The organism is Aromatoleum petrolei (genome assembly GCF_017894385.1).
Taxonomy (GTDB): Bacteria; Pseudomonadota; Gammaproteobacteria; order Burkholderiales; family Rhodocyclaceae; genus Aromatoleum; species Aromatoleum petrolei.
Genome location: NZ_CP059560.1, coordinates 100,043 through 123,656 on the forward strand (window position 1 = coordinate 100,043; position 23,614 = coordinate 123,656).

Here is a 23,614-nt window from a genome sequence, read left to right on the forward strand (position 1 = left end):
AGGACGAGGGGAGGCTAACCCCCGAGCCTCTCGCCCGGCCCGCTCCCGCGCGGCGGGGTACCGAACAGGACACAGGAGATTCAAATGAAGATTCGCGCGCAATTCGCGATGGTTTTCAACCTCGACAAGTGCATCGGTTGCCACACCTGCTCGGTGACCTGCAAGAACGTCTGGTCGAACCGCAAGGGCATCGAGTACGCCTGGTTCAACAACGTCGAGTCCAAGCCCGGCGTCGGCTATCCGAAGAACTGGGAAAACCAGGAGAAGTGGAAAGGCGGCTGGGAGAAGGTCAACGGCAAGCTCGAGCTCAAGGCCGGCGGCAAGCTGAAGAAGATCGTGCAGATCTTCGCCAACCCGAACATGCCCGAGATCGACGACTACTACGAGCCCTTCACCTACGACTACGCGCGCCTGCACAACGCGCCGCTGTCGGAGGCCGCGCCGACCGCGCGCCCGGTGTCGCAGATCACCGGCGAGAAGATGGACAAGATCACCTGGGGCCCGAACTGGGAAGACGACCTCGCCGGCGAATTCGCCGCGCGCGCTCAGGACGCCAACTTCGCGAACATGCAGAAGGAGATGTACAAGCAGTTCGAGAACACTTTCCACCTCTACCTGCCGCGCATCTGCAACCACTGCATCAACCCCGCCTGCGTCGCCTCCTGCCCCTCTGGCGCGATGTACAAGCGCGAGGAAGACGGCATCGTGCTCGCCGACCAGGACCGCTGCCGCGGCTGGCGCATGTGCATCTCCGGCTGCCCGTACAAGAAGGTGTTCTTCAACTGGGAATCGTCCAAGGCCGAGAAGTGCATCGGCTGCTACCCGCGCGTCGAATCGGGCCTGCCGACCGTCTGTTCCGAGTCCTGCGTCGGCCGCATCCGCTACAACGGCATCATCCTCTATGACGCCGACAAGCTGCTGGACGCCGCCTCGACGGACAACGAGCAGGACCTGTACAAGGCCCACCTCGACCTCTTCGTCGATCCGTACGACCCCGCGATCATCGCCCAGGCGCTGAAGGACGGCGTGCCGCAGAGCTGGATCGACGCCGCGCAGAAGTCGCCCATCTACAAGATGGCCGTCGAGTGGAAGATCGCCTTCCCGCTGCACCCCGAGTTCCGCACGCTGCCGATGATCTGGTACGTGCCGCCGCTCTCGCCCGTGCAGTCGCAGATCGACCAGAAGAAGCTGCCGACCGAAGCCGACGGCGTGATCCCGAAGGCCGAGGCGATGCGTCTGCCGGTGCAGTACCTCGCCAACCTGCTCACCGCGGGCAAGACCGAGTACATCACCAACGCGCTCAACCGCCTGCTCGCGATGCGTTCCTACATGCGCTCCGTCAACGTTGACGGCCAACCGGACCTCGGCCCGCTCAACCGCGCCGGCATCACCGAGCAGAACGCGAAGGACATGTACCGCTACCTCGCGATCGCGAACTACGAGGACCGCTTCGTCGTGCCGACCGCACACGAGGAGATCCGCCTCGACGACTACCACGGCTTCCAGGGCCAGAACGGCTTCACGTTCGGCGCCGACAACTCCAAGGGTTACGGCACCTTCGCCCTCTTCCCCGAGCGCCGCACCGAATCGGCCGAACCGCGCGAACCGGCTCCGCTTGCCGGCCCCCGCGACTGAAGGAGAGAACGATGAAAATCTTTCGACTGCTTTCCGCACTGCTCGACTACCCGAGCAACGAATTCCTCGCCGAACTGAGCGAACTCGCCGGTAAGGACGCGTACGCCTTCGTCGAGTCGCTCGATGAAGAAAGCGCCCTCAGCGCCGAGGAATACCGTAGCGTCGCCGACTTCATCACGGCGCTGCTCGCCTCCGACCCGCTCGAACTGCAGGGCGCCTACGTGCAGTGCTTCGACCTCACGGCCGAGCACAGCCTGCACCTGACGCACCACATCTTCGGCGAGGAGAAGACGCGTGGCCCCGCGCTGATCGACCTCGGCGAGTTCTACCGCAGCTATGGCCTGCAGGCCGACGAGAAGGAACTCCCGGATTACCTGCCGGTGATGCTGGAGTTCTGCTCGACGCTCAGCATCGGTGAAGCCTGGATCTTCCTCGGCGACGTCGCGAAGGTGCTGAAGGTGCTCGCCGACAACCTGGAAAAGTCCGCCAGCCCCTATGCGCCGCTGGTCCGGATAGTGGAAAAACAGGGCAGCCTGACCCGCCTGGCTGCCTGAGGAGACGACATGAACGCACTCAACTTCTTCTTCGGGATTTATCCCTACATCGCGCTGTCGGTGTTCGTGATCGGCAGCTGGATCCGCTACGACAACGAGCAATACTCGTGGAAGACGGACTCCTCGCAGCTGCTGTCGAAGAGCAACATGTGGATCGCGAGCAACCTGTTCCACGTCGGCATCCTGTCGATCTTCGCCGGCCACTTCGCCGGCCTCGTGCTGCCGCACGCGCTGTGGATCGGGCTGGGCGTCTCCGACCTGCAGCACCAGTGGATCGCCATCGTCGCCGGCAGCGTGTTCGGCACGATGTGCCTGATCGGCGGCGCGATCCTGTGGCTGCGCCGCATGTTCAACCCGCGCGTTCGCGCCGCCGGCCGCCGCATGGATGCCTTCATCCTGAGCTGGCTGCTGCTGACGCTGGTTGCGGGCCTGTCCACGCTGCCGGTGTCGATCGGCCACGCGAACCACGGCGATCCCGGCGTGATGCTCGCGCTGTCGGGCTGGGTGCAGAGCGTGCTCACCTTCCAGCCGAAGCCCGAGCTGCTCGCAGCGGTGGAGCCCGTGTTCCGCTTCCACATGGTGCTCGGAATGACGGTGTTCCTGCTGTTTCCCTTCACTCGTCTCGTGCACATTCTTACCGCGCCGCTAACGTATGTCGGCCGCGCCTACCAGATCGTGCGTTCCAAGCGCCGCATCAAGGCAGCCGCATCCGCCTGAGGCCACCCCGGGGGCAAGAGCCCCCGGCTTGCGGGGTGGCGGCAGGCGACGTAGTCTGCACGTCCCCCCGCCTCATCGAGCGTACATGCGTCCCCTCGGCAACAGCCTCAGCACCAAAATCACCGGCATCCTGCTGGTATTCTTCCTCGTCGCACTGACTGCGATCGGCATCACGCTGTTCATGTCCTGGCAACTCCAGGGTGCGGCGGCCGCCATCAACGACGCCGGCAGCCTGCGCATGCGTGCATACCGCATCGACCAACTGCTGTCGCGCGCCGACATCCGCTCCCTGACCGAGCCGCTGGCGTTCGCGGGAAATCTGCGCCAGGAACTCGACGAGTTCGAGCACGTCTTCGACGAGCTGCGCAAGGGCAATCCCGAACGCCCCCTCTTCATCCCGCGCGACCGCGGCATCCCCGAAGACGTCGAGCGCATGGCCGCCTACTGGTTCGGCAACATCCGCCCCGTACTGGATGCCCTCATCACCGAGCCCGAGCCCGGACGGCTCGCCAAGGACCTCCCCGAGTTCGACCGCACGATCAAGACCTTCGTATCCAGCATCAACGAGGTCGTGCTGAAGATGGAACAGAGCTACGCGCGCAGCACCGACATCCTGCGGGCATCCCAGGTATCCCTGATCGCGCTGGCGGTGATCGGCACCCTGGTCCTGATCCGCTTCTTCTTCGTGCTCGTGATTCGCCCCGTCACCGAACTCCAGACGGGCATCAAGCGGATGGAGCAGGAAGACTTCAGCGTCCGCGTCCCGGTGCTGGGCAAGGACGAATTCGGCGAACTGTCCGACGGCTTCAATCGCATGGCGGTGCACCTGCAAGAGCTGTACGAAACCCTCGAGGAACGCGTCGCCGCAAAGACCCGCAGCCTCGAGGAGAAGAACCGCCAGCTCGAGATCCTCTACGATATGGCCGCCTTCCTGCGCCAGCCGCAGGACGTCGATACTCTGTGCCGCGGCTTCCTCCAACGGGTGCAAAAGATGTTCGGCGCGGCGGCAAGTTCCGCCCGGCTGCTCGACCGGGATTCGCGCGAGCTGTGCATGACGGTGCATTCGGGCCTGGACGAAGTGTTCATCGACCGCGAGGCGACGCTCCAGTGCGGCGAATGCGTATGCGGACAGGCGGCGCGGGGCGGGAACTCGCTCGTCTGCGAACCTGAGCGACCCGACCCGACCTTCGACCTCGGCGCCTGCAAACGCGCCGGCTTCAAACTCGTGTCCGCGACGCCGATCAGTGCGAATCAGCTGCCCCTGGGCATCTACAACCTGTATTTCCTCGAGGCACACCCGCTCTCGGAATCCGATCGCCAGTTGCTCGAGACCCTCGGGCAGCAGCTCGGCATCGCCATCGAGAACCAGCGCCTGCATGCGAGCGAGCGCGAACTCGCGGTGTCCGAGGAACGCAACCTCCTCGCCCGCGAACTGCACGACTCGATCGCGCAGGGGCTCGCCTTCATGAACCTGCAGGTGCAGATGCTTGAGGACGCCCTGCGCCACGAGGACCTGAACCAGGCCCAGGGCACGCTCGCGATGCTGCGCCAAGGCGTGCAGGAGAGCTACGACGACGTGCGCGAGTTGCTCGTGCACTTCCGCACCCGCGTCGCGAAGCAGGATCTCGCCGGTGCGATAGGCGCCGCACTGCGCCGGCTCGCCGACCAGAGCGGGATTGCAACCGAGCTCGAACTGGAAGGCGGTGGCGCGCCGCTCGACGCAGAGGTCGAAACGCAGGCCCTGTACATCGTGCAGGAAGCGCTGTCCAACGTACGCAAGCACGCCCAGGCCAAGTCGGTGCACGTGTCCCTTCACCGCGGCGTGCATGGACTCACCCTCGTCGTGCGCGACGACGGCGTAGGTTTCGACGACGACGCTCGCGACAAGGAAGGACACATCGGCCTACAGGTGATGCGCGAACGTGCACTGCGCATCGGCGGGAACTTCTCGCTAAACTCTGCAACCGGCCGCGGCACCGAAGTGCGCCTCGAACTCCCCCGCATCAACCAGGAACCGAACTGATGTCCGCCCCGATCCGAGTGCTCCTCGTCGACGATCACGCCCTGTTCCGCAGCGGCATCAAATCCCTGCTGCAGCGCCACCCCGAGTTCGAGATCGTCGGCGAGGCCGGTGACGGCATGGAAGGCGTCAAGCGCGCCGCGCAGCTGCTTCCCGACGTCGTGCTGCTCGACCTCCACATGCCCGGCCTCTCGGGCCGCGACGCCGCCGCGATGATGGCTGAGGAGGCGCCGCAGTCGCACGTGCTGATGCTGACCGTCTCCGAGGACGCCGAAGATCTCATCGAGACCCTGCGCGCCGGCGCCTGCGGGTACCTGCTGAAGAACATCGAGGCCGATACCCTGACCGCCGCGATCACCAAGGCGGCGGCGGGCGAATCGGTGATCTCGCCGCAGATGATGGGCAAGCTCGTGCAGGGCGTGCGCGGCGCACCGCCCAAGGCCGTCTCCGAAGTCGCGGCGCCGGCGGTGGTCGCATCGGAACTGAACAAACTTTCACCGCGCGAGCGGGAAATCCTGGTGCTCGTGGCGCGCGGCCAGAGCAACAAGGAAATTGCGCGCACGCTCGATCTGGCCGAGAGCACGGTCAAGATTCACGTCCAAAACGTCCTTCGCAAACTCGGCCTCACCAGCCGCGTGCAGGCAGCCGTATTTGCGGTCGAACAAGGAATCGTGCAGGATCCCCGCTCCTGAAGGCCGGCCGAGGGAGGCCCGCTTGAACCCACCGACCCGCAGCGGCGTCTTTGGCCGCATGGTCCTGCCCTTCGCGCTGGTGCCACCGATCATGATCCCGCTCGCGATGCGCGACCATGCAGCGGTCTATCGCCTGGATCCGGCGGCCACAAACTGGGAATGGATCGCGCTGCTGGTGTTCGTCGCCGAAATCGTCTCGGTAACCATCGTCGCCGGCATGCTGCGCCTGACTTCACCCGCCGACACCTTGCGCCCCGCACGCGCCCGGGCACTCGCGATCGCCGCACGCGCGGCGGCGCCGTTATGGGCTTCCGCGGTGGTGCTCGCCGTGCCCAGCCTCGGCGCCCTGGTCGTCGCCCACCTCCTCGCCCATACCGTCGCGCTGCGCAGGCTCTACCTGGACGTCCGCGAGGAATTGCGGCTGGATAATGATATCCAGGCGCTGCACATCACCTACATGGCCTACAGCGTTGCCGCCATCCTGTGGGCTCCGGTCTTCGTCCTGATCTTCATCACCCTGTCTCCCGGCTGAAGCGTCCGGCCGAGGCCCCGCAGGCTCGCTTGCACGCGGACTGCCGGCCAGTCATGCGCTGGCCGGTGGGCGTGCCAACTTCCGCTGCAGCGTGCGTCGATGCATCTTCAGCGCCCGCGCCGTCGCGGAAATGTTGCCTTCGTGCTCGGCAAGCACCCGCTGGATATGCTCCCATTCCAGCCGATCGACCGACATCGGGGCCTCGGGTGCCTCATCCGCGAGCACCACGTCCTCGGCGTGCAATGCACGGATGATCGCGTCGAGGTCGGTGGGTTTGGCGAGGTACTGGGTGGCGCCCAGCTTCACGGCATCCACCGCGGTGGCGATACTGGCGTATCCGGTGAGGACAAGGATGCGTGCATCGGGGCTCACTTCAAGCAACGGGCGGATCAGGCGCAAGCCCGACTCCCCGGCCAGGTTGAGGTCCAGCACGATGAACTCCGGCATGTGATCCCGCGCCAGCTCGATCGCGGCTTCGGGATCGGTGGCTCCGTGGGCGTCGAAGCCGCGCTGGTCCAGCGCACGCACGAGCACGCGGTTGAACGCAAAGTCGTCATCGACGACGAGCAGGCTGGGACGGGAACCGGAAGTCATGGGCGAGCACTCCTCAATGGAATGGCCAGGCGGGCGACAGTGCCGCCACCGGGCCGCGGGCGAAAATCAAGGGTACCGCCGTGATGCTCCACGGCGACGTACGCGAGGAACAAGCCCACGCCCATTCCTTCGGGACGCTCGGTAAGCGGTCCGTGCCGCGCGGTTTCACGCACGAGCTCAGGGATGCCGGCTCCGCGATCCGCGACCTCGATCACGACTGCATCACCCGCCCGCCCCACGCTGATCTCGACGCCCTTCGCGCCCACCCCCGCGTTCGCATTCGCGGCGTTGTCGATCAGGTTGTGCAGGGCTTCGCCAAGGCTCGCATCGGCGACGATCTCGGCCCCGGCAAGCGCGTCATCGCGCCGAACCACTGCGGACGCGTGCGGGCGCAGTTGGCGCCAACGTGCGACGACTGCCTCGACCCAGTCATCGGCAACCACGGCACCACCGCCTTCCGCACGCTGCTGTCCTGCCTCGCGGGTCAGGCCGGTGAGAATGGTCTTGCAATGATCGATTTGCTCGCGCATCAGCGCCAGATCCTCCCCTGTCTCCCCGTCTAGTCCCGGACGCCGCGCCAGTTCGTCCACCAGAATGCGCAGCGTGCCGAGCGGTGTCCCTAGCCTGTGGGCCGCCCCCGCCGCCAACTGCCCCAGCCCGACCAGATAAGCATCCCGGGCGCGGGCGGCGCGGGCAGCCGCGAGCGCATGTTCTCGATGTGACAGCGCGGCAGTCAGGCGCGAGACGAACCAGACGACGGTCGCCGCGGAAACGGCGAAAGTCAGCCACATGCCCGCAAGGTGCCAGTGCATGGCAAGATCCGCATTCGCCAGATGCACCGGATGGTGAAACTGCCACAGCAGCGAATAGATCACGCCCGCGAGCACCGCAAGTGCCCACGCCTCCCGTGCCGACAGCACTGCCGCACCGACCGCCACAAGTGGCAGCAGCAGCGAGATTGCCGGATTCGTGACACCACCGCCAAAATAGAGAAACGCGCCCCAGGCGATCAGATCCGATGCGAGCAGATTAAACGCCCCGCCGTAACGCTGGAATCCGCGCGGCACCCCCGCGCGCAGTGCGAGATTCACCGCACCGAGAATCAGTGTCACGCCGATCAGCGGCGCTACCGGTTGTGCGGGCGCCAGCAGCGGAAACGCGATGAGCGCGATCGCACCCATCGCTGCCACCGACAGCCAGCGCAATTGCAGCAGACGGAAACGCTCGGTGCGCATGGCGAACGCCGGCTCCGAATTGCGTCCGGCATTGCCAAGAGGTCCATCCATAGAAAAATCCATCACAAAATCCCTGTTTGCTCCACGCTCCGGGTGATGTCCTTGTTCTAGATCAAGGAGCCTCGACAGTGGATCTTCCTAGAATTTCACTGCGACAAAATGCCACAGGACAAATTGCCGCAGGCATTCAGCCTGGGGTTTCCGCAGCACCATCGGACGAAATGAACGGCCGGACAGAATTTACCAGTACCGACATACCTGAAATGGGAGCGACAAGCTAATGAGCGAAGAAAAGATTACCCCAGCCGACGCAACGCTCGATCCGAGTCGTCGCAAATTCCTCGGTAAGGCCGCGTTCGCCGGCCTCGCCGGCGCAGGCCTCTCGGTCGGCCTTTCCGCCTGCAAGCAGGAACAGGCCCCCGCGACGGCTCCGGCTGCCCCTGCAGCTGCACCGGCTGCCCATGCCGACGCAGGCGAATTCGGCAAGTACGAAGTGCCGCCGGGCCAGCTCGACACCTACTATTCCTTCTCGAGCGGCGGCCATTCCGGAAACGTTCGCGTCTACGGCCTGCCGTCGGGCCGCGAACTGAAAGGCATCCCCGTCTTCAACACCGACTGTCTCGTCGGCTGGGGCATCACCAACGAATCGAAGGCAATCATCGGCACCAAGCCGGACGGCAGCCTGAAGTACACGACCGGTGACACGCACCACGTGCATCCCTCGTACAAGGACGGCACGTACGACGGCAAGTACCTGTTCGTGAATGACAAGATTCATGGCCGCATCGCCCGTGTCCGTCTCGACACGATGGAATGCGACAAGATCACCGAGCTGCCCAACATGCAGGGCTACCACGGCACCTTCCCGGACAAGTGCGACCCGGTCGACCCGGCCATCAACTACACGACCCGCGTCTTCTGCGGCGGCGAATTCTCGATCCCCCTGCCGAACGACGGCAAGAACATGGACAAGATCGAGGACTACAGGTCGGTCTTCACCTGCGTCGACTCCGAGTCCATGGAAGTGCGTTGGCAGGTGCTGATCGACGGCAACTGCGACCTCGTCGCCACCTCCTACGACGGCAAGCTCGCGGCCACGAACCAGTACAACACCGAAATGGGTGTCCATTATCCGGACACGATGTCGGCTGAACGCGATGCCTGCCTGTTCTTCCATGTGGCCCGCATCGAGGAGGCCATCAAGGCTGGAAAGGTCACCCACATCGCCGGCTCCAAGGTTCCGGTTGTCGATGGGCGCATCGCATCGAACGCCGATCCGAAGACCGCGCTCACCTGCTACGTCCCGATCCCCAAGAACCCGCACGGCGTCAACATCAGCCCGGACGGCAAGTACTACGCCTGCTCCGGCAAGCTGTCCCCGACGGCCACCGTCATTTCGCACGAGCTCGTGCTGAAGTGGTTCGACGGCGACCTGAAGGAACCGCGTGACGCAGTCGTCGCGGAACCGGAAATCGGTCTCGGTCCCCTGCACACCGGCTTCGACAACAAGGGCAACGCCTACACCACCCTGTTCCTCGATAGCCAGATCGTGAAGTGGAACGTGGAAGCCGCGATCAAGTCCTACCAGGGCGACAAGAACGTCACGGTCGTGGTGGATCGCATCGACGTGCATTACCAGCCGGGCCACGGCTTCACGTCAATGGGCGAGACGAAGGAAGCCGATGGCAAGTTCTTCATCTCCGACAACAAGTTCTCGAAGGACCGCTTCCTGCCGGTCGGCCCGCTGCATGCTGAAACCGCGCAGATGATCGACATCAGCGGCGACAAGATGAAGCTAGTTGCCGACCACTCCGTGCTGTCCGAGCCGCACGACTCGATCATCGTCCGCCGTGACATCATCAAGACTCGCCAGATCTACAACATGGACGAGTTCCCGAACGCGGTGAAGGACTACAAGGAAAGCGGCATCTTCCGTGACGGCAAGAAGGTCACGATCAAGCTCATCAGCCAGGCGCCGGCCTACAGCCTGGGCGAGTTCAAGGTGAAGAAGGGCGACGAGGTCACGATCATCCTGACCAACCACGACAAGGTGGAAGACCTGACGCACGGCTTCGCGATTCCGAAGTACGACATCAACTTCATCGTGAACCCGCAGGAAACCAAGTCGGTCACGTTCAAGGCCGACAAGCCGGGCGTCTACTGGTGCTATTGCACGCACTTCTGCCACGCACTGCACCTCGAGATGCGTAGTCGCCTGATGGTGGAAGCCTGATCGTCTCCTGAGGGACTGCACCGGGGGCCCGACGGCTTCCGGCGCGGTTTGCCTGGCCTCGGCAACGGGGCCACGATGGGTGAAATTGGAGGGGCCGCTGGCCCCTCTTTTTTCTTGCAGCGCACAAGATCAATTTGTACCAATTGATCGGGAACAATTACCTCCCAAGTCCTAATTCGTACACTGCTAATACATAGTCCCGCCCGATCGGAAAGTGTGATGAATTTTCTGGCTGTAGTCCGCAACCTCCTGTTGTCCGCCGTGCTTTCGTCGACCGCATCGCTCGCGATCGCGGATACGTATGAAGCGAAGCTGCCCGACGAAATCAATACCGCCCCGGAGCTGTGCAAGTACGCGCCCTGCACCGAGGTACTGCCCGGCGCCACGTCCTTCTCGGAGCGCAAGGGCCAGCCCCGCTATGTCGAGGGCTATGCAGAGGAAGGGGGCAAGAAGAAGCTCGTCGGCTACGTCATGTTGTCGACCGATATAACCGACACGCCCGCCTATTCCGGCAAACCGGTGATCACCCTGATCGGCATGGACACCGGCGGACACTTCGTTGGCGTCAAGATTCTCAAGCACTCCGAACCGATCCTGCTGCTGGGCATCCCTGAATCATCCCTGATCCGGTTCAACCAGCAGTACCTCGGGCAGTTCGTCGGCAATAACATCGAGATTGGCCAATCGCGCCCTGAAGAGAACATCATCGGCCTCGACGCCATCTCCGGTGCGACGGTCACGGTCATTTCCCAGAACCAGGTCATGATGACCTCGGGCACCTCGGTCGCGCGCCAAGTCGGCATCCTCAAGCCGACCATCCGCGAACAGGCGAAATTCGCCCAAACCGGCGCGAAACCCGACTGGAACACCCTGGTGAAGGAAGGTGCGGTCCAGCGTGTCGTGGTCACGCCCGAACAGGTCGGTCTCCCGCGCGGCCCGCAGCCCTTCATCGAGCTGTGGTTCGGCTACCTCAACCAACCCGACATCGGCCGTGCAATCCTCGGCGACGGCCCATACAACCGCCTGATGTCGGATCTCAAGGAAGGCGAGCACGCCCTCTTCGTCGTACGCAGTGGCGGCAAGGAATCCTTCAAGGGATCCGGCTTCGTGCGCGGCGGTATCTACGACCGCGTGCAGGTCCGCCAGGGAGCCGACTCCTTCACCTTCCGCGACACCGACGCCTTCAACCTCTATGGCATCGCCGCCCCCGGCGCGCCCGCCTATACCGAGTCGGCGATCTTCATCGTGCGCTCCAAGGCGTTCTCGGCCGCGTATCCGTGGAAGTTCGTGTTCCTCGGCAATCGCGTCGATCGCGCGACGGGCGCGCGCAGCTTTGCCAACTTCGACACCGAATACTGGCTGCCGGCGCAATACCTGCAGGGCGGTCGCCCCGAAGTGGTCAAACCCGATGCGCCGTGGGTGCGCGTATGGAAGACCCGCGCAGTCGAAATCGCCCTGTTCGCGGCGCTCCTGCTCGGCGTGGCCACCGTCTATGCCTTCCGCGACAGACTCACGCGCCGCGCCACGCACAAAAACAAGTGGCCGGTGAATGTGTTCAAGTACGGCGCGTGGATCATCAGCATCGGCTTCGTCGGCTTCGGCATGCTCGCGCAGCCCTCGATCACGCAGGTGCTGACGTGGTTCCACGCACTGCTATTCCAGTGGAAGTGGGAACTCTTCCTGTCCGATCCCTTCATTTTCCTGTTCTGGATCTTCATCATCGTCACGGTGTTCGTCTGGGGACGGGGACTGTTCTGCGGCTGGCTGTGCCCCTTCGGCTCGCTGTCCGAACTGTTGTACAAGGTGGGCCGCGCGGTGGGCCTCAAGCGCTTCCAGTTCCAGCTGCCGCGCAGGTGGCACAACCGCCTGAAGTGGGTGAAGTACGGCGTCTTCTTCGGCCTGCTCGCGGTGTCGATGTTCTCGATGGGCCTTGCGGAGAAGCTTGCCGAGATCGAACCCTTCAAGACGACCTTCCTCGTCGGTTTGTTCAACCGCAGCTGGCCCTACACCCTGTTCGCGGCTGGACTGCTTGGCTTGTCGATCTTCACCGAACGGCCCTTCTGCAAATACCTATGCCCACTCGGCGCATCGCTGGCGATGCCTTCGACCTTCCGCTGGTTTGGTCTGAAGCGCAAGCAGGAGTGCAATAGCTGCAAGGCCTGTGCGGTCGGCTGCGGGTCGCAGGCGATCGACGCCGATGGTCGCATTGACCACCGTGAATGCCTCCACTGCCTGGACTGCATGGTGCTCTACACGGACGACCACGCGTGCCCGCCGCTCGCCCAGGAACGCAAGCGCCGCACCAAGGCCGGACTGCCGCTCACGCCGATCGGGGCCGATGGCTACTTCATCCCGATCAAGCCCATGCCCGCACGTCCGGCAGCCGCGACCGTTTCGCCGCAGCGGCAAGCAGCAGCCGCGCACAACTGAATTTCGGAGCAAGAACAGATGGTCAATCCGACGATGCCCACCGATCCCGCCAACCCGCCCTATGCGGAATCGACGAGTCTCGTGCGCCTGATGGCGGCCGAAGTGTGGGATCACCTGTGGCCGTGGAGCAGCCACGGCTTCCAGCGCCAGCGCGCCCTGCACGCAGCCAGCATTGCTCTGGCCGTCGCGGCAAGCGTCGTATGGGTACTCGCGGCATTGGGGCAGATGCAGGCGGGCGCATTGATCGGCTGGTGGTTCGGCTGGAGCGTGTTCGAGGTCGTCGTGCGCCTCGGCTCCAAGCCCTACGTCAAGGACGGCCCGTGGTGGGGTCGTCGTTATCGTGTCGCGAACAGGATGGACATGGTCTGCTACGTGGGCTTCAAGAACCTGCTGATCGGGGCGACGCTGTTCCTCGTGCTGAAATCGATGGGCTTTCTGGTCGTCCAGGGCTGATCGATGGGTCGCACGACGGCACCGTTCGCGAGGACGCTGCGGCATGCCGGCATCGGACTGCTTGCGCTGCTGTGCGTTGCCTCGCTCCGGGCCGCGACGCTCCCGGTCGCGCCGGGCCAGTCGATCCAGGCAGCCATCGAGCGCGCGGCGCCGGGAGATGTCGTCGAAGTTGCACGGGGTCACTACAATGAAAACCTGGTGATCGCCAAAGCGCTCACGCTGCGCGGCATCCAACGCCCAACTGTGAGTGGCGGACTCAAGGGCGACACCATCCGCGTAACGTCGCCCGACGTCGTGATCGAAGGCCTGATCGTGCGCGACTCGGGCGACGATCTCGGTGCGCAGAACGCCGGAATCTACATCCGGCCCGGCGCAGACCGCGCCGTCGTGCGCAACTGCGACCTGACCTACAACCTTTTCGGGCTGTGGATCGAGAAGGTCAAGGATGTGCGCATTGAACACAACATCATCACCGGCAAGCGCGACTACCGTTCGCCGAGCCGCGGCAACGGCATCCAGCTGTACAACACGACCGGCGCGCAGATCATCGGCAATGAAGTGAGCTTCGTGCGCGACTCGATCTATGTCGACGTCTCGCACCACGCCGTCTTCCGCGGCAATCGCCTGCACCACAGCCGCTACGGCACGCACTACATGAACTCCTACTACAACCTGTGGGAGGACAACGACGTGTACCTGAACCGTGGCGGCCTCGCGCTGATGGAAGTGCGCGAGCAGACCGTACGCAACAATCGGGCATGGGCGAACTCCGACCACGGCATCATGCTGCGCACGATCCAGGACTCCGTTGTCGAGAACAACGTCGTCGCCGGCAACAACCGCGGCTTCTTCATCTACGACGCCGAGTACAACACCTTGCGCGGCAATCTCGTCGTCGACAACATCGTCGGCGTGCACCTGTCGGCGGGCTCAAAGAACAATGTCGTCGAGATCAATGACTTCGTGAGCAACCGCGAGCAGGTGCGCTACGTCGGCGCCAAGGACGAGTTGTGGGGCGTCAAGGACGGCAACCACTGGAGCAACTATCTTGGCTGGGATCGCAACGGCGATGCGATCGGCGACGTTCCCTACGAAGCCAACGATCTCGTAGACCGCCTGTCATGGCAGCACCCAATGGTGAAACTGCTGCTGGGGAGCCCGGCAGTGCAGACCCTGCGCCTCGTCGGCCAGCAGTTCCCGCTATTGCGCGCACCCAGCGTGGTCGACCCCAATCCGCAGATGCAGCCGAAGAACAACAACTGGAGAGAATGGCTTGGCAGATACTTCCCCGGCTCCCGCTGAACGCGCCGCACCGGTGATTGCCGTAAGCGGTGCGACCAAGCACTACGGCACGGTACGCGCCGTCGACGGCGTCGACCTCGAGGTCGCCCCGGGCGAGCTGTTCGGCCTGATCGGCCACAACGGCGCCGGCAAGAGCACGCTGTTCAAGATGATGCTGGGCCTGATCCCGGCAACGGCCGGCGACATCCGCATTGATGGCTCACCCGTCACGGGCGGCGGTTTCCGCGCCGTGCGCCGCAAGATCGGCTACCTGCCCGAGAACGTCGTCCTCTACGACAACCTCACCGGCGTCGAGACGCTCGAGTTCTTCGCCCGCCTCAAGGGCGTCGCGGGGAGCGAATGCGCCCCCGCGCTTGAACGTGTCGGGCTCGCCCACGCCGCGCGCCGGCGCGTGCGCGAATACTCCAAGGGCATGCGTCAGCGCCTCGGTTTCGCCCAGTCCCTGCTCGGCAAGCCCCGCATCCTGTTCCTCGACGAACCCACCACCGGTCTCGATCCCGAGGCGATCCGCGAGTTCTACGTGATCCTGCGCGGTCTCAAGTCGGATGGTGTGACGATGATCCTCACCTCGCACATCCTCGCTGAGATCCAGGAACGCGTCGATCGGCTCGCCATCATGGCCTCCGGCAAAATCCAGGCCATCGGCACCGTGCAAGGGCTGCGCGAACAAATGGACTTGCCGCTGTGGTTCCGCGTCCGTCTCGCGCACGAGGACTTCGATCACGTCCGTACGGTGCTTGGCGGCCTGCCCGTGAGCGCCGTCGAAGCACGCGAGGACCACGTCGCCGTCGAGTGCCGGCGCGAATCCAAGATGCTCGTGATGCAGGCGCTCGCCTCGCTCGGCGACAAGGTGCTGGACCTGCACGTGCACGAACCCTCGCTCGAAGACGTGTTCTTCGGCTTCTCCGACTGAGACGTGACGATGGAACTCAGACAGATCGCCACCCTTGCCGGCAAGGAATTCTGGGACCGCATCCGCAACCGCTGGGTGCTCGCCGTGGCCCTCGTGTTCACCGTTTTCGCACTCGTGATCGCGTATTTCGGCGGCGCGCAGCAGGGCACGGTGGGCTTCCGCTCGATCGAGTTCACGATCGCGAGCCTCGTTTCGCTCGTGATCTACCTCGTTCCCCTGATCGCGCTGGTGCTCGGCTTCGACGCCATCGTCGGCGAGCGCGAGCGTGGCTCGCTCGACCTGTTGCTGTCGATGCCGATCACGCGCTTCGAGCTACTGCTCGGCAAATACCTCGGCCTCGCCGCCGCGCTCGCCTTTTCGACCATCGCGGGCTTCGGCCTAGTCGCCGTCGTCCTCGCATCGCAACTCGACCTCACGGCGCTGTTCCACTTCTTCGGCTTCATGCTGAGTTCCGTGCTGCTCGGTCTCGCCTTCCTCAGCCTTGCAGTGATGATCTCAGTCTTCGCCGCGGATCGCACCCGGGCATCGGGCATGGCCATCGCACTGTGGTTCTTCTTCGTACTGGTGTTCGACCTGCTGATCCTCGGTGCCCTGGTCGTCACCGGGGGCAAGTACGGCGGCGAAATTTTCCCCTATCTGCTACTGCTCAACCCCGCGGACGTTTTCCGCATCCTCAATATTTTCACCCTCGACGACGTACGCATTCTGTACGGACTCGCCACCGTATTCCCCCGCGCGCTCGCGGAGCCCTGGCTGCTGGGCCTCGTGATGGCCGCGTGGATCGCAGCGCCCCTGGGCGTCGCCGCATGGAGATTCCGCAAATGATGTCCCACCTGCCTTTTTCCCTCATGCCCTTCCGAAGAAGCCTCCTCGCCGCCCTCGCAGCCGGCCTTCTCGCCGCCTGCGGCCCGACTGGCAGCGACGGCGGCAAGACGCTCGCCGCGGTCGAGATCGACCAGGGCACCGCGTGCTCGCTCGACGGCATGCTCCTCGCTGACTACCCCGGCCCCAAGGCACAGATCTTTTACGCCGACCGTCCCGAACCCGAGTTCTTCTGTGACACGGTCGAGATGTTCGGCATCTACCTGAAGCCCGAACAGGTACGTCCGGTGAAGGCGATTTTCGTGCAGGACATGGGGAAGGCCGACTGGGACCAGCCGCGCGACGCCTGGATCGATGCGAAGACGGCCTGGTACGTCATCGGCAGTTCGCGCCACGGCTCGATGGGACCGACGATCGGCTCCTTCGCCCAGCAGGCTGACGCCCAGAAATTCGCCCAGGCACACGGCGGCAAGGTCCTGGCCTTCGACGCGATCACCCCCGACATGGCAGTGCTCGACGGCGGCGCCCTTCACGACAGCAAAATGTGAGCGACGATCATGGCAAGCTTCTATGACGATATCGAGCCCAACGACGCGCAACAGCTCGAACAACTGTCAAGGCTGATTTACGAACTGCGCGAGAACCGTGGCGTGATCCTCAAGTCCAGCGGCGCGGCCGACGAAATCGAATTGCTGGAACGTATCTACAACGGTCAGATTCCGGAACACCCGGCCTATGAACAGTATCTCAGTGCCCGCATCCTCGCCGATACGCGCGAAACCGTGCGTGCGATGCTGTCGGAGTGCTTGAAGGAGGCCGGACGGACATGAGTCTGCAGATCGAACTCGCCGACTACATCGACCGCACCTTCAGCTCCCGCCTGTCGCGACCGGTCGAGCACAAGCAGGACGCCCTCATCGTGAACCTCGAGAACGGCGTGACGCTCATGGTGCGCTACGCGGCGGACGACGCCTACTCGCTCCGATGGAGCTACGGCGACGCAGAACTGGGCATAGATACTGCGCCGCTGCACCGCGAACTGACCACCTTCCCCAATCACCTGCATGATCTGGAAGGAAAGGTGCGCCCCGACCCGCTCACCCGCCCCGACGACACGCCGGCCGACAACATGTCGCGACTGATCGAAGCACTGCTGGCCAATCCAACCCTGGGTCTGTAACCCACCCGCACAAAGGGCGCAATCGCGCCCTCGCCCTCCCCGGGCCGATGGCGTCCGCCTTCCCAGGAAGGCTGCCGACTGCGTCGCTTAGCTCCCTGCCCCTCTGCACCGCCCTCCCCCCTGCGGCGGCGATATCGCTGTCGATACTGCGAAACGACTCTACGGATCCCGGAGGCATCTCGACGCCTCAAATGATAGCCCCCCGCTATCCATTACATCTAAACATTCAATTTTTTCAATCCAGCCTCGTTGCGTAACATTCACTCAACGCAACATCAACGACGCAAGGAGAGAAACGATGGCCAGCCCCTTCCACAACCCCGAGTCGCTCACGATCAAGAACCTCGAATCCGCCTTCGCCGGCGAATCGATGGCGCACATCAAGTACCGCTACTTCGCCAAGCTGTGCCGCGAGATGGGTGACGAGGAGACCGCCAAGGCCTTCGAGGCCACCGCCGACCAGGAAGTCATGCACGCCTTTGGCCACCTCGACCTCCTCTTCCCCAGGGACAAGATGAGCCCGGCACGAGCGCTGCAATTCGCGATCGAAGGCGAAACCTACGAATACACCGAGATGTATCCGAACTTCCGCCACGTCGCAGTTGCCGAAGGAAACGAGGCTGCGGTGCAGGAGATCGACGAACAGATCGCCGAATCGAAGGAACACGCGGAACAGTTCAAGACCGTGCTGGAAAAGGCCGCCAAGCGCTTCGCCGCGCTGGCCAAGGTGGAAGAGCGCCACGCCAATCAATACCAGCAGGTGCTCGACAGGATTTCCGCCTGATCCGTCCGCCCCCGACAACCCCTACACAACGGAAAGAAGATCATGAAGACCTACCAGTGCATCGTTTGCGGTTTCATCTATGACGAAGCCGCCGGCCTCCCCGACGAGGGCATCCCTCCGGGTACGCGTTGGGAAGACATCCCCGCCGACTGGGCCTGCCCTGACTGCGGCGTCGCCAAGGCCGACTTCGAGATGGTCGCCATCTGACCCGGCCGGAGGCTGCATCTGCGGCCTCCGCGCCCGATTCCCTCACGCCTGCCCCGCTCCGCTCCACCCCCGACCCCAACGTCGTACGGAGCGGAGGCAGGCCCCGCACCGCTCCTCGCCCCGAATAATCACAACATCCACGAAGAGATCGCCTTCATGACCGAGCCTATCGTCATCGCCGGCAGCGGCCTTGCCGGATACAACCTCGCGCGCGAATTCCGCAAGCTCGACCGCGACACCCCGCTGATGATCCTGAGTCGCGACGCGGCCGGGTTCTACTCCAAGCCGATGCTGTCCAACGCCCTGTCGGCCGGCAAGACGCCGGAGAGCCTGGTCATGAAGACCGCCGACAAGATGGCCGGCGAAGTGCTCGCCACGATCCGCCCCCACGTCGAGATCGCGGCCATCGAACCCGCAGACCGCATCGCGGTGCTGGCCAGCGGCGAACGCATCGCCTACCGCGACCTGGTCCTCGCCATCGGCGCGGATCCCATCCGCCTGCCCATCGGTGGCGACGGCGCGGGCGACGTCCTGTCCGTGAATGACCTCGACGACTTCGCCCGCTTCGCCGCGCGGCTCGACGGTGCGAAGCGCGTCGTCGTCCTCGGCGCCGGCCTGATCGGCTGCGAATTCGCCAACGACATGCTTGCGCGCGGCATCGCCCCGACCGTCATCGACATCGCCGCCTGGCCGCTCGGCCGCCTGCTGCCCGAGGCCGCAGCGGGGTGGTTTCGGCAACAACTCGAAGCGGCGGGGGTCACGTTCCGCATGAACGTCTCCGCAACCACCATCGAACGCAGCGGCGACGCCTGGCGCGTCGCCCTAAACGACGGCAGCATCCTCGACGCCGACCTCGTGCTCTCCGCCGTCGGCCTGCGCCCGCGCACCGCGCTCGCCGCCGCTGCCGGTTTGTCCGTGAATCGTGGCGTCCGCGTCGACCGCCTGCTCGCCACCTCCGATGCGCACATCCACGCGCTCGGCGACTGCGCGGAAGTCGAAGGCTTGGTCCTGCCCTTCGTGATGCCGATCATGCATCAGGCCCGCGCGCTCGCCGCCACATTGGCCGGCAAGCCGACACCGGTCGCCTACCCCGCGATGCCCGTCGTCGTAAAGACCCCAGCATGCCCGACCGTCGTCTGCCCTCCGGCCGCGAATGCCGAAGGCCGGTGGCACATCCTGCCCGCTTCGGAAGGCGAGAGGGGCGTCGAGGCGCAGTTCCTCGCGCCCGACGGCACACTGCTCGGATTCGCCCTGCTCGGCGCCGCAACCGCGCGCAAGCAGGCGCTCACTGCACAGGCCCCGGCCGCACTCGCCTGACACGGCGGGCGCGCACCCCCGTCCCGACACCCCCGCGCTTCGGGTTACAATCTTTCTCTTTGCTGCACTGCGGAGCGCGCCATGCCTGTCGCCAATACCGAAAACCTCAACATCGTCGCCCTTGATCACATGCCCTCGCCGGAGGAGATCAAGGCGCGCGTCCCGCTGACCGAGAAAGCCGCCGAGACGGTTCTGGCCGGTCGCCGGGCGCTCAACAACATCCTCGACCGCAAGGACAACCGGATCTTCGTCGTCGTCGGACCGTGCTCGATTCACGACCCCGTCGCCGGCGTCGACTACGCCCGTCGCCTGAAGGTGCTCGCGGAAGAAGTCTCCGACACCATGCTGCTCGTGATGCGCGTGTATTTCGAGAAACCGCGCACCTCCACCGGGTGGAAGGGCTACATCAACGATCCGTACATGGACGACTCCTTCCGCATCGATGAAGGCATGGAGAAGGCGCGCCGCTTCCTCATGGATGTGAACGAGATCGGGCTGCCCGCCGGCACCGAGGCGCTCGACCCGATCGCCCCGCAGTACTACGGCGACCTCATCTCGTGGACCGCGATCGGCGCCCGCACCTCCGAGTCACAGACCCACCGCGAGATGTCGTCCGGCCTGTCCACCCCGGTCGGCTTCAAGAACGCCACCGACGGCGACCTCGACGTCGCGATCAATGCCATCGTCTCGGCTTCGCACCCGCACAGCTTCCTCGGCATCAACGGCCAGGGTCAGTCCGCGATCCTGCGCACGCGCGGCAACCGCTACGGCCACGTCGTGCTGCGTGGCGGCGGCGGCCGACCCAATTACGACACGGTGTCGATCTCGCTCGCCGAACAGGCGCTCGCGAAGGCCAAGCTGCCGCAAAACATCGTCGTCGACTGCTCGCACGCCAACTCGTGGAAGAAGCCGGACCTGCAGCCGCTGGTCATGAAAGACGTGATCCACCAGATCCGCGAAGGCAATCAGTCGGTCGTCGGCCTCATGATCGAAAGCTTCATCGAGGCCGGCAACCAGCCGATTCCCGCCGACCTGTCGCAGCTCAAGTACGGCTGCTCGGTCACCGACGCCTGCGTCGGCTGGGACGACACCGCCGACATGATCCGCAAGGCGCATGCCGTCCTGCGCGAAGCACTGCAACGCAGGAGCCGCGCCGAATGAATCTAGTCGTACAGGGCGAGGACGTCGATTCGGTCGCCCTGAAAACCGTCGCCAAGCTCACCGGCGCCAGCGCCATCGAACAGATCAACCCGCAGGCCTTCCGCCTCGTCGGCGGGCACGAAAACGCCGAGATCGAAGCCGTGTGCGCCACCGCCGCGCTCGACTGGGCGTGGGTCGCCCCCGGCCGCCGGCTGGCCGATTTCGGCCTCTTCGTCACCGACATGGACTCGACGCTGATCAACATCGAGTGCATCGACGAGATCGCCGACATGCAGGGCCTCAAGACCGAAGTGGCCACGATCACCGAGGCCGCGATGCGTGGCGAGATCGACTTCACCGAGTCACTCACCCGCCGCGTGAGCCTGCTCGCCGGCCTGCCCGAATCGGCGCTGACCGAAGTGTACGAGCAGCGCTTGCAGCTCAACCCCGGCGCCGAGCGCCTGATGCGCAGCCTCAAGTCGGCCGGTATCCATACCGTGCTCGTGTCGGGCGGCTTCACCTATTTCACCGAACGCCTGAAGGCCCGCCTCGGCTTCGACGAAGCCCACGCCAACCGGCTCGACGTCGTCGACGGCAAGCTCACCGGGCGCGTCAGCGGCCCGGTCGTGGATGGCGCAGCGAAGGCTGCCCACCTGCGGGCCGCCCGCGAACGCCTCGGCCTGCGCCCGGAGCAGGTCATCGCCGCCGGCGACGGCGCGAACGACCTCCCGATGCTCACCGAAGCCGGCTTCGGCGTCGCCTACCGTGCCAAACCGGTGCTGCGCAAGGCGGCAGCCTGCCGGTTGGACCACGTCGGCCTCGACGGACTGCTCAACCTGTTCGCCTGACGAACACCGATCCTCAAGCACCCTCGAGGTGCGCGAGGATCGCGTTCAGCATCGCCGCGCCCAAGCGCTTGCTGCGCGCACTGCTCCATCCCGCATGGCCGTCGGGCATGTTCGCGTTGTCCTTGAACGGCATCTCCAGCGTCAGCGACACGCAGCCGAAGCGGTGCGCCACCCACTTGCTTGCCAGGGTCAGCAGTTCCTCGCCGAAACGCCCCGGCTTGTAGCCGTGCTCAGTCTGGAAGTCCGGACTCGCCGCCGACAGGGCCGCGACGATCCGCGCCTGCCGCGCGGCCGCCTCGGCAGTGAAGCCCGGCACCTCCTCCGCGGTCGAAAAGAACACGTAGGGCAAAGCCTCGTCGCCGTGGATGTCGAGGAACAGGTCGCAGCCAGTCGTTTCCATCGCTTCGCGCACGTGAAAGACCTCCGGGCTCGCCTGCTCGTCGGGAGTGCGCCATTCGCGATTCAGGTTGCGCCCCGCCGCATTCGTGCGCAGGTTGCCGTGAATGGCCCCGTCCGGATTCATGTTCGGCACGATGTAGAGCACCGCCCGCTCGCGGATCCGGCGCGCAACCGGGTCCGCCGCATCCAGCAGGCGCTCCAGCAGACCTTCGATGAACCACTCGGCCATCGTCTCGCCCGGATGCTGCCGCGCGACGATCCACACCGGCCGGTGAGCCGGCGTCTCCCGCCCGACGACGATGCGGTCGAGCTCGCGCCCTTCAACCGTCGATCCGACGCTATCCACATGCGCGAAGGGCGAGGTCTCCGCCCAGCCGACGAGGTCGAGGTGACGCTCGTAGGAATACGGCTCGAAGTACGCGTAATACACGCTGTCGTGGTCCGGCGTGTGCTCGACGATGAGTTGCCCGTCTTCGTAGCGCGTCGCGGCGATGCGGAACCAGTTGCGCCGGTCGTAGGACGCGACGCAACGATACTCCGGCCATCCGTCCGAATACGCCGCCTCCGCGGCATTCTCGAACACCATCCGCAGGCCCCGCCCCGCCGCCCCCTGGACACGGAAGTGGAACCACTGGCGGAACTCCGCCGCGTTGTCCGCACGCAGACGCAGGCGGACGTTTTCCGGGTCGTCGAGACTCAAGACCTCGATCGCGCCCGAATCGAAGCTGTGGCTGATCTTCATCTCCCGGTCCTCACTCGACGCGCCGACGGAACACCAGCGTGTCCTTGTCGGACACCTCCGGCGCAAACGCATAGCCATCCAGGTCGAAACCCTTCAGCCCCTCGACGTCCTCGACCCGGTTGCGGATCGCGTAGCGGCACATCAGGCCGCGTGCGCGCTTCGCATAGAAACTGATGATCTTGTAGCGCCCGCCCTTCCAGTCTTCGAACACCGGCGTCACCACCGGCGCCACGAGCTTCGCCGGCATCACCGACTTGAAATATTCCTCCGACGCCAGATTGACCAGCACCGGCATCGCGCCCGCCTCGCGTTCCCGTGCGAGCAGCCCGTTCAGCGCCACCGTCAGCTTGTCGCCCCAGAATGCATACAGGTTCTTCCCGCGCGAATTCGCGAGACGCGTGCCCATCTCCAGGCGGTACGCCTGCATCAGGTCCAGCGGCCGCAGGAGGCCGTACAGGCCCGACAGGATGCGGAGATGCGCCTGCGCCCATTCGAGTTCAGCCGGCGACAGGGTCGTCGCATCGAGTCCGTCATAGACGTCGCCGTTGAAGGCCAGCACCGCCTGCTTCGCGTTCGCGAGCGAGAACGGCGGCGCCCAGGTCTCGTAGCGCGCCACGTTGAGCGTCGCGAGCTGGTCCGAGATATCCATCAGCGCGGAAACCTCGGCGGGCGACTTCTCGCGCATCACGGCGATCAATTCGGCCGCGTCGTCGAGGTAGTCGGGCTGCGTATGCACATCGGTCACCGGCGGCGTTTCATAGTCGAGCGCCTTGGCCGGGGAAATCACGAAAATCATGGGATGGGTTCTTCGGGTTGGGGATGCCACATGTTATCAAATCGCGCCGCCTGCGCTCCGGCGGGGTTT

The 23,614-nt window shown here is 64.7% G+C and carries 24 protein-coding genes; 20 read left to right on the plus strand and 4 right to left on the minus strand.

The window, feature by feature from the left end; all coding sequences use genetic code 11:
* The first annotated feature begins 84 nt into the window (after positions 1–84).
* From narH to ToN1_RS00425, 6 genes are all read left to right on the plus strand, one after another.
* Positions 85–1,635: a nitrate reductase subunit beta gene (narH, locus tag ToN1_RS00400; protein ID WP_169208556.1), complete on the plus strand. Its 1,551-nt coding sequence runs from the start codon at positions 85–87 to the stop codon at positions 1,633–1,635.
* 11 nt (positions 1,636–1,646) lie between these two features.
* Positions 1,647–2,189: a nitrate reductase molybdenum cofactor assembly chaperone gene (narJ, locus tag ToN1_RS00405; protein WP_169208557.1), complete on the plus strand. Its 543-nt coding sequence runs from the start codon at positions 1,647–1,649 to the stop codon at positions 2,187–2,189.
* A 9-nt stretch (positions 2,190–2,198) separates the two neighbouring features.
* On the plus strand, positions 2,199–2,906 hold the full coding sequence (gene narI / locus ToN1_RS00410) for a respiratory nitrate reductase subunit gamma (protein ID WP_169208558.1): 708 nt from the start codon (positions 2,199–2,201) through the stop codon (positions 2,904–2,906).
* 85 nt (positions 2,907–2,991) lie between these two features.
* The gene (locus ToN1_RS00415) at positions 2,992–4,929 is read left to right on the plus strand and encodes a histidine kinase (protein WP_169208559.1); all 1,938 of its coding nucleotides are present in this window, start codon (positions 2,992–2,994) and stop codon (positions 4,927–4,929) included.
* On the plus strand, positions 4,929–5,618 hold the full coding sequence (locus tag ToN1_RS00420; RefSeq protein ID WP_169208560.1) for a response regulator: 690 nt from the start codon (positions 4,929–4,931) through the stop codon (positions 5,616–5,618). The genes ToN1_RS00415 and ToN1_RS00420 overlap by 1 nt, the downstream gene beginning before the upstream one ends.
* Positions 5,619–5,640: 22 nt before the next feature.
* The gene (locus ToN1_RS00425) at positions 5,641–6,150 is read left to right on the plus strand and encodes a hypothetical protein (RefSeq protein WP_169208561.1); all 510 of its coding nucleotides are present in this window, start codon (positions 5,641–5,643) and stop codon (positions 6,148–6,150) included.
* 51 nt (positions 6,151–6,201) lie between these two features.
* On the opposite strand, the gene ToN1_RS00430 is transcribed toward ToN1_RS00425, so the two are convergent.
* Both ToN1_RS00430 and ToN1_RS00435 read right to left on the minus strand, forming a co-directional pair.
* Positions 6,202–6,744 carry a response regulator transcription factor gene (locus ToN1_RS00430; RefSeq protein WP_169208562.1) on the minus strand — a complete coding sequence of 181 codons (543 nt, stop codon included), beginning with the start codon at positions 6,742–6,744 and terminating at the stop codon, positions 6,202–6,204.
* Complete coding sequence (locus ToN1_RS00435) at positions 6,741–7,979, minus strand: ATP-binding protein (RefSeq protein WP_244860919.1); 1,239 nt, start codon at positions 7,977–7,979, stop codon at positions 6,741–6,743. The genes ToN1_RS00430 and ToN1_RS00435 overlap by 4 nt, the downstream gene beginning before the upstream one ends.
* Before the next feature lie 280 nt (positions 7,980–8,259).
* Between ToN1_RS00435 and nosZ the strand changes: the two genes are divergently transcribed.
* The 14 genes from nosZ (at position 8,260) to serB (ending at position 21,608) form a co-directional block, all read left to right on the plus strand.
* A complete protein-coding gene (gene nosZ / locus ToN1_RS00440; RefSeq protein WP_169208823.1) occupies positions 8,260–10,212 on the plus strand; it encodes a TAT-dependent nitrous-oxide reductase in 1,953 nt (650 codons plus the stop codon).
* A 219-nt stretch (positions 10,213–10,431) separates the two neighbouring features.
* Positions 10,432–12,642, plus strand: a complete 2,211-nt coding sequence (locus ToN1_RS00445) for a NosR/NirI family protein (RefSeq protein WP_169208822.1) — start codon at positions 10,432–10,434, stop codon at positions 12,640–12,642.
* A gap of 18 nt (positions 12,643–12,660) precedes the next feature.
* Positions 12,661–13,095, plus strand: a complete 435-nt coding sequence (locus ToN1_RS00450; RefSeq protein ID WP_169208821.1) for a transcription regulator — start codon at positions 12,661–12,663, stop codon at positions 13,093–13,095.
* A gap of 3 nt (positions 13,096–13,098) precedes the next feature.
* A complete protein-coding gene (locus ToN1_RS00455; protein WP_210147946.1) occupies positions 13,099–14,397 on the plus strand; it encodes a nitrous oxide reductase family maturation protein NosD in 1,299 nt (432 codons plus the stop codon).
* Complete coding sequence (locus ToN1_RS00460; RefSeq protein ID WP_169208820.1) at positions 14,369–15,310, plus strand: ABC transporter ATP-binding protein; 942 nt, start codon at positions 14,369–14,371, stop codon at positions 15,308–15,310. Before ToN1_RS00455 ends, ToN1_RS00460 begins: the two co-directional genes overlap by 29 nt.
* Positions 15,311–15,319: 9 nt before the next feature.
* The gene (locus tag ToN1_RS00465) at positions 15,320–16,135 is read left to right on the plus strand and encodes an ABC transporter permease subunit (RefSeq protein ID WP_169208819.1); all 816 of its coding nucleotides are present in this window, start codon (positions 15,320–15,322) and stop codon (positions 16,133–16,135) included.
* Entirely contained in the window at positions 16,132–16,680 is a 549-nt protein-coding gene (locus ToN1_RS00470) for a nitrous oxide reductase accessory protein NosL (protein WP_244860921.1), read from the plus strand. The genes ToN1_RS00465 and ToN1_RS00470 overlap by 4 nt, the downstream gene beginning before the upstream one ends.
* Positions 16,681–16,689: 9 nt before the next feature.
* Positions 16,690–16,962: a hypothetical protein gene (locus ToN1_RS00475; protein ID WP_169208818.1), complete on the plus strand. Its 273-nt coding sequence runs from the start codon at positions 16,690–16,692 to the stop codon at positions 16,960–16,962.
* On the plus strand, positions 16,959–17,312 hold the full coding sequence (locus ToN1_RS00480) for a toxin-antitoxin system TumE family protein (protein WP_210147947.1): 354 nt from the start codon (positions 16,959–16,961) through the stop codon (positions 17,310–17,312). The genes ToN1_RS00475 and ToN1_RS00480 overlap by 4 nt, the downstream gene beginning before the upstream one ends.
* Before the next feature lie 298 nt (positions 17,313–17,610).
* Positions 17,611–18,096 carry a rubrerythrin family protein gene (locus tag ToN1_RS00485; protein ID WP_169208848.1) on the plus strand — a complete coding sequence of 162 codons (486 nt, stop codon included), beginning with the start codon at positions 17,611–17,613 and terminating at the stop codon, positions 18,094–18,096.
* A 42-nt stretch (positions 18,097–18,138) separates the two neighbouring features.
* On the plus strand, positions 18,139–18,303 hold the full coding sequence (locus ToN1_RS00490; RefSeq protein WP_169208849.1) for a rubredoxin: 165 nt from the start codon (positions 18,139–18,141) through the stop codon (positions 18,301–18,303).
* A 156-nt stretch (positions 18,304–18,459) separates the two neighbouring features.
* Positions 18,460–19,620 (plus strand): NAD(P)/FAD-dependent oxidoreductase, encoded by a 1,161-nt coding sequence (locus tag ToN1_RS00495; RefSeq protein ID WP_169208850.1) that lies wholly within the window; start codon positions 18,460–18,462, stop codon positions 19,618–19,620.
* A gap of 81 nt (positions 19,621–19,701) precedes the next feature.
* Positions 19,702–20,781 carry a 3-deoxy-7-phosphoheptulonate synthase gene (locus tag ToN1_RS00500; protein WP_169208851.1) on the plus strand — a complete coding sequence of 360 codons (1,080 nt, stop codon included), beginning with the start codon at positions 19,702–19,704 and terminating at the stop codon, positions 20,779–20,781.
* Entirely contained in the window at positions 20,778–21,608 is an 831-nt protein-coding gene (gene serB / locus ToN1_RS00505) for a phosphoserine phosphatase SerB (protein ID WP_169208852.1), read from the plus strand. Before ToN1_RS00500 ends, serB begins: the two co-directional genes overlap by 4 nt.
* A 13-nt stretch (positions 21,609–21,621) precedes the next feature.
* On the opposite strand, the gene ToN1_RS00510 is transcribed toward serB, so the two are convergent.
* Both ToN1_RS00510 and yaaA read right to left on the minus strand, forming a co-directional pair.
* The gene (locus tag ToN1_RS00510; protein WP_169208853.1) at positions 21,622–22,749 is read right to left on the minus strand and encodes a M14 family metallopeptidase; all 1,128 of its coding nucleotides are present in this window, start codon (positions 22,747–22,749) and stop codon (positions 21,622–21,624) included.
* Between the two features lie 10 nt (positions 22,750–22,759).
* Positions 22,760–23,545 (minus strand): peroxide stress protein YaaA, encoded by a 786-nt coding sequence (gene yaaA / locus ToN1_RS00515; RefSeq protein WP_169208854.1) that lies wholly within the window; start codon positions 23,543–23,545, stop codon positions 22,760–22,762.
* Between the last annotated feature and the right edge of the window lie 69 nt (positions 23,546–23,614).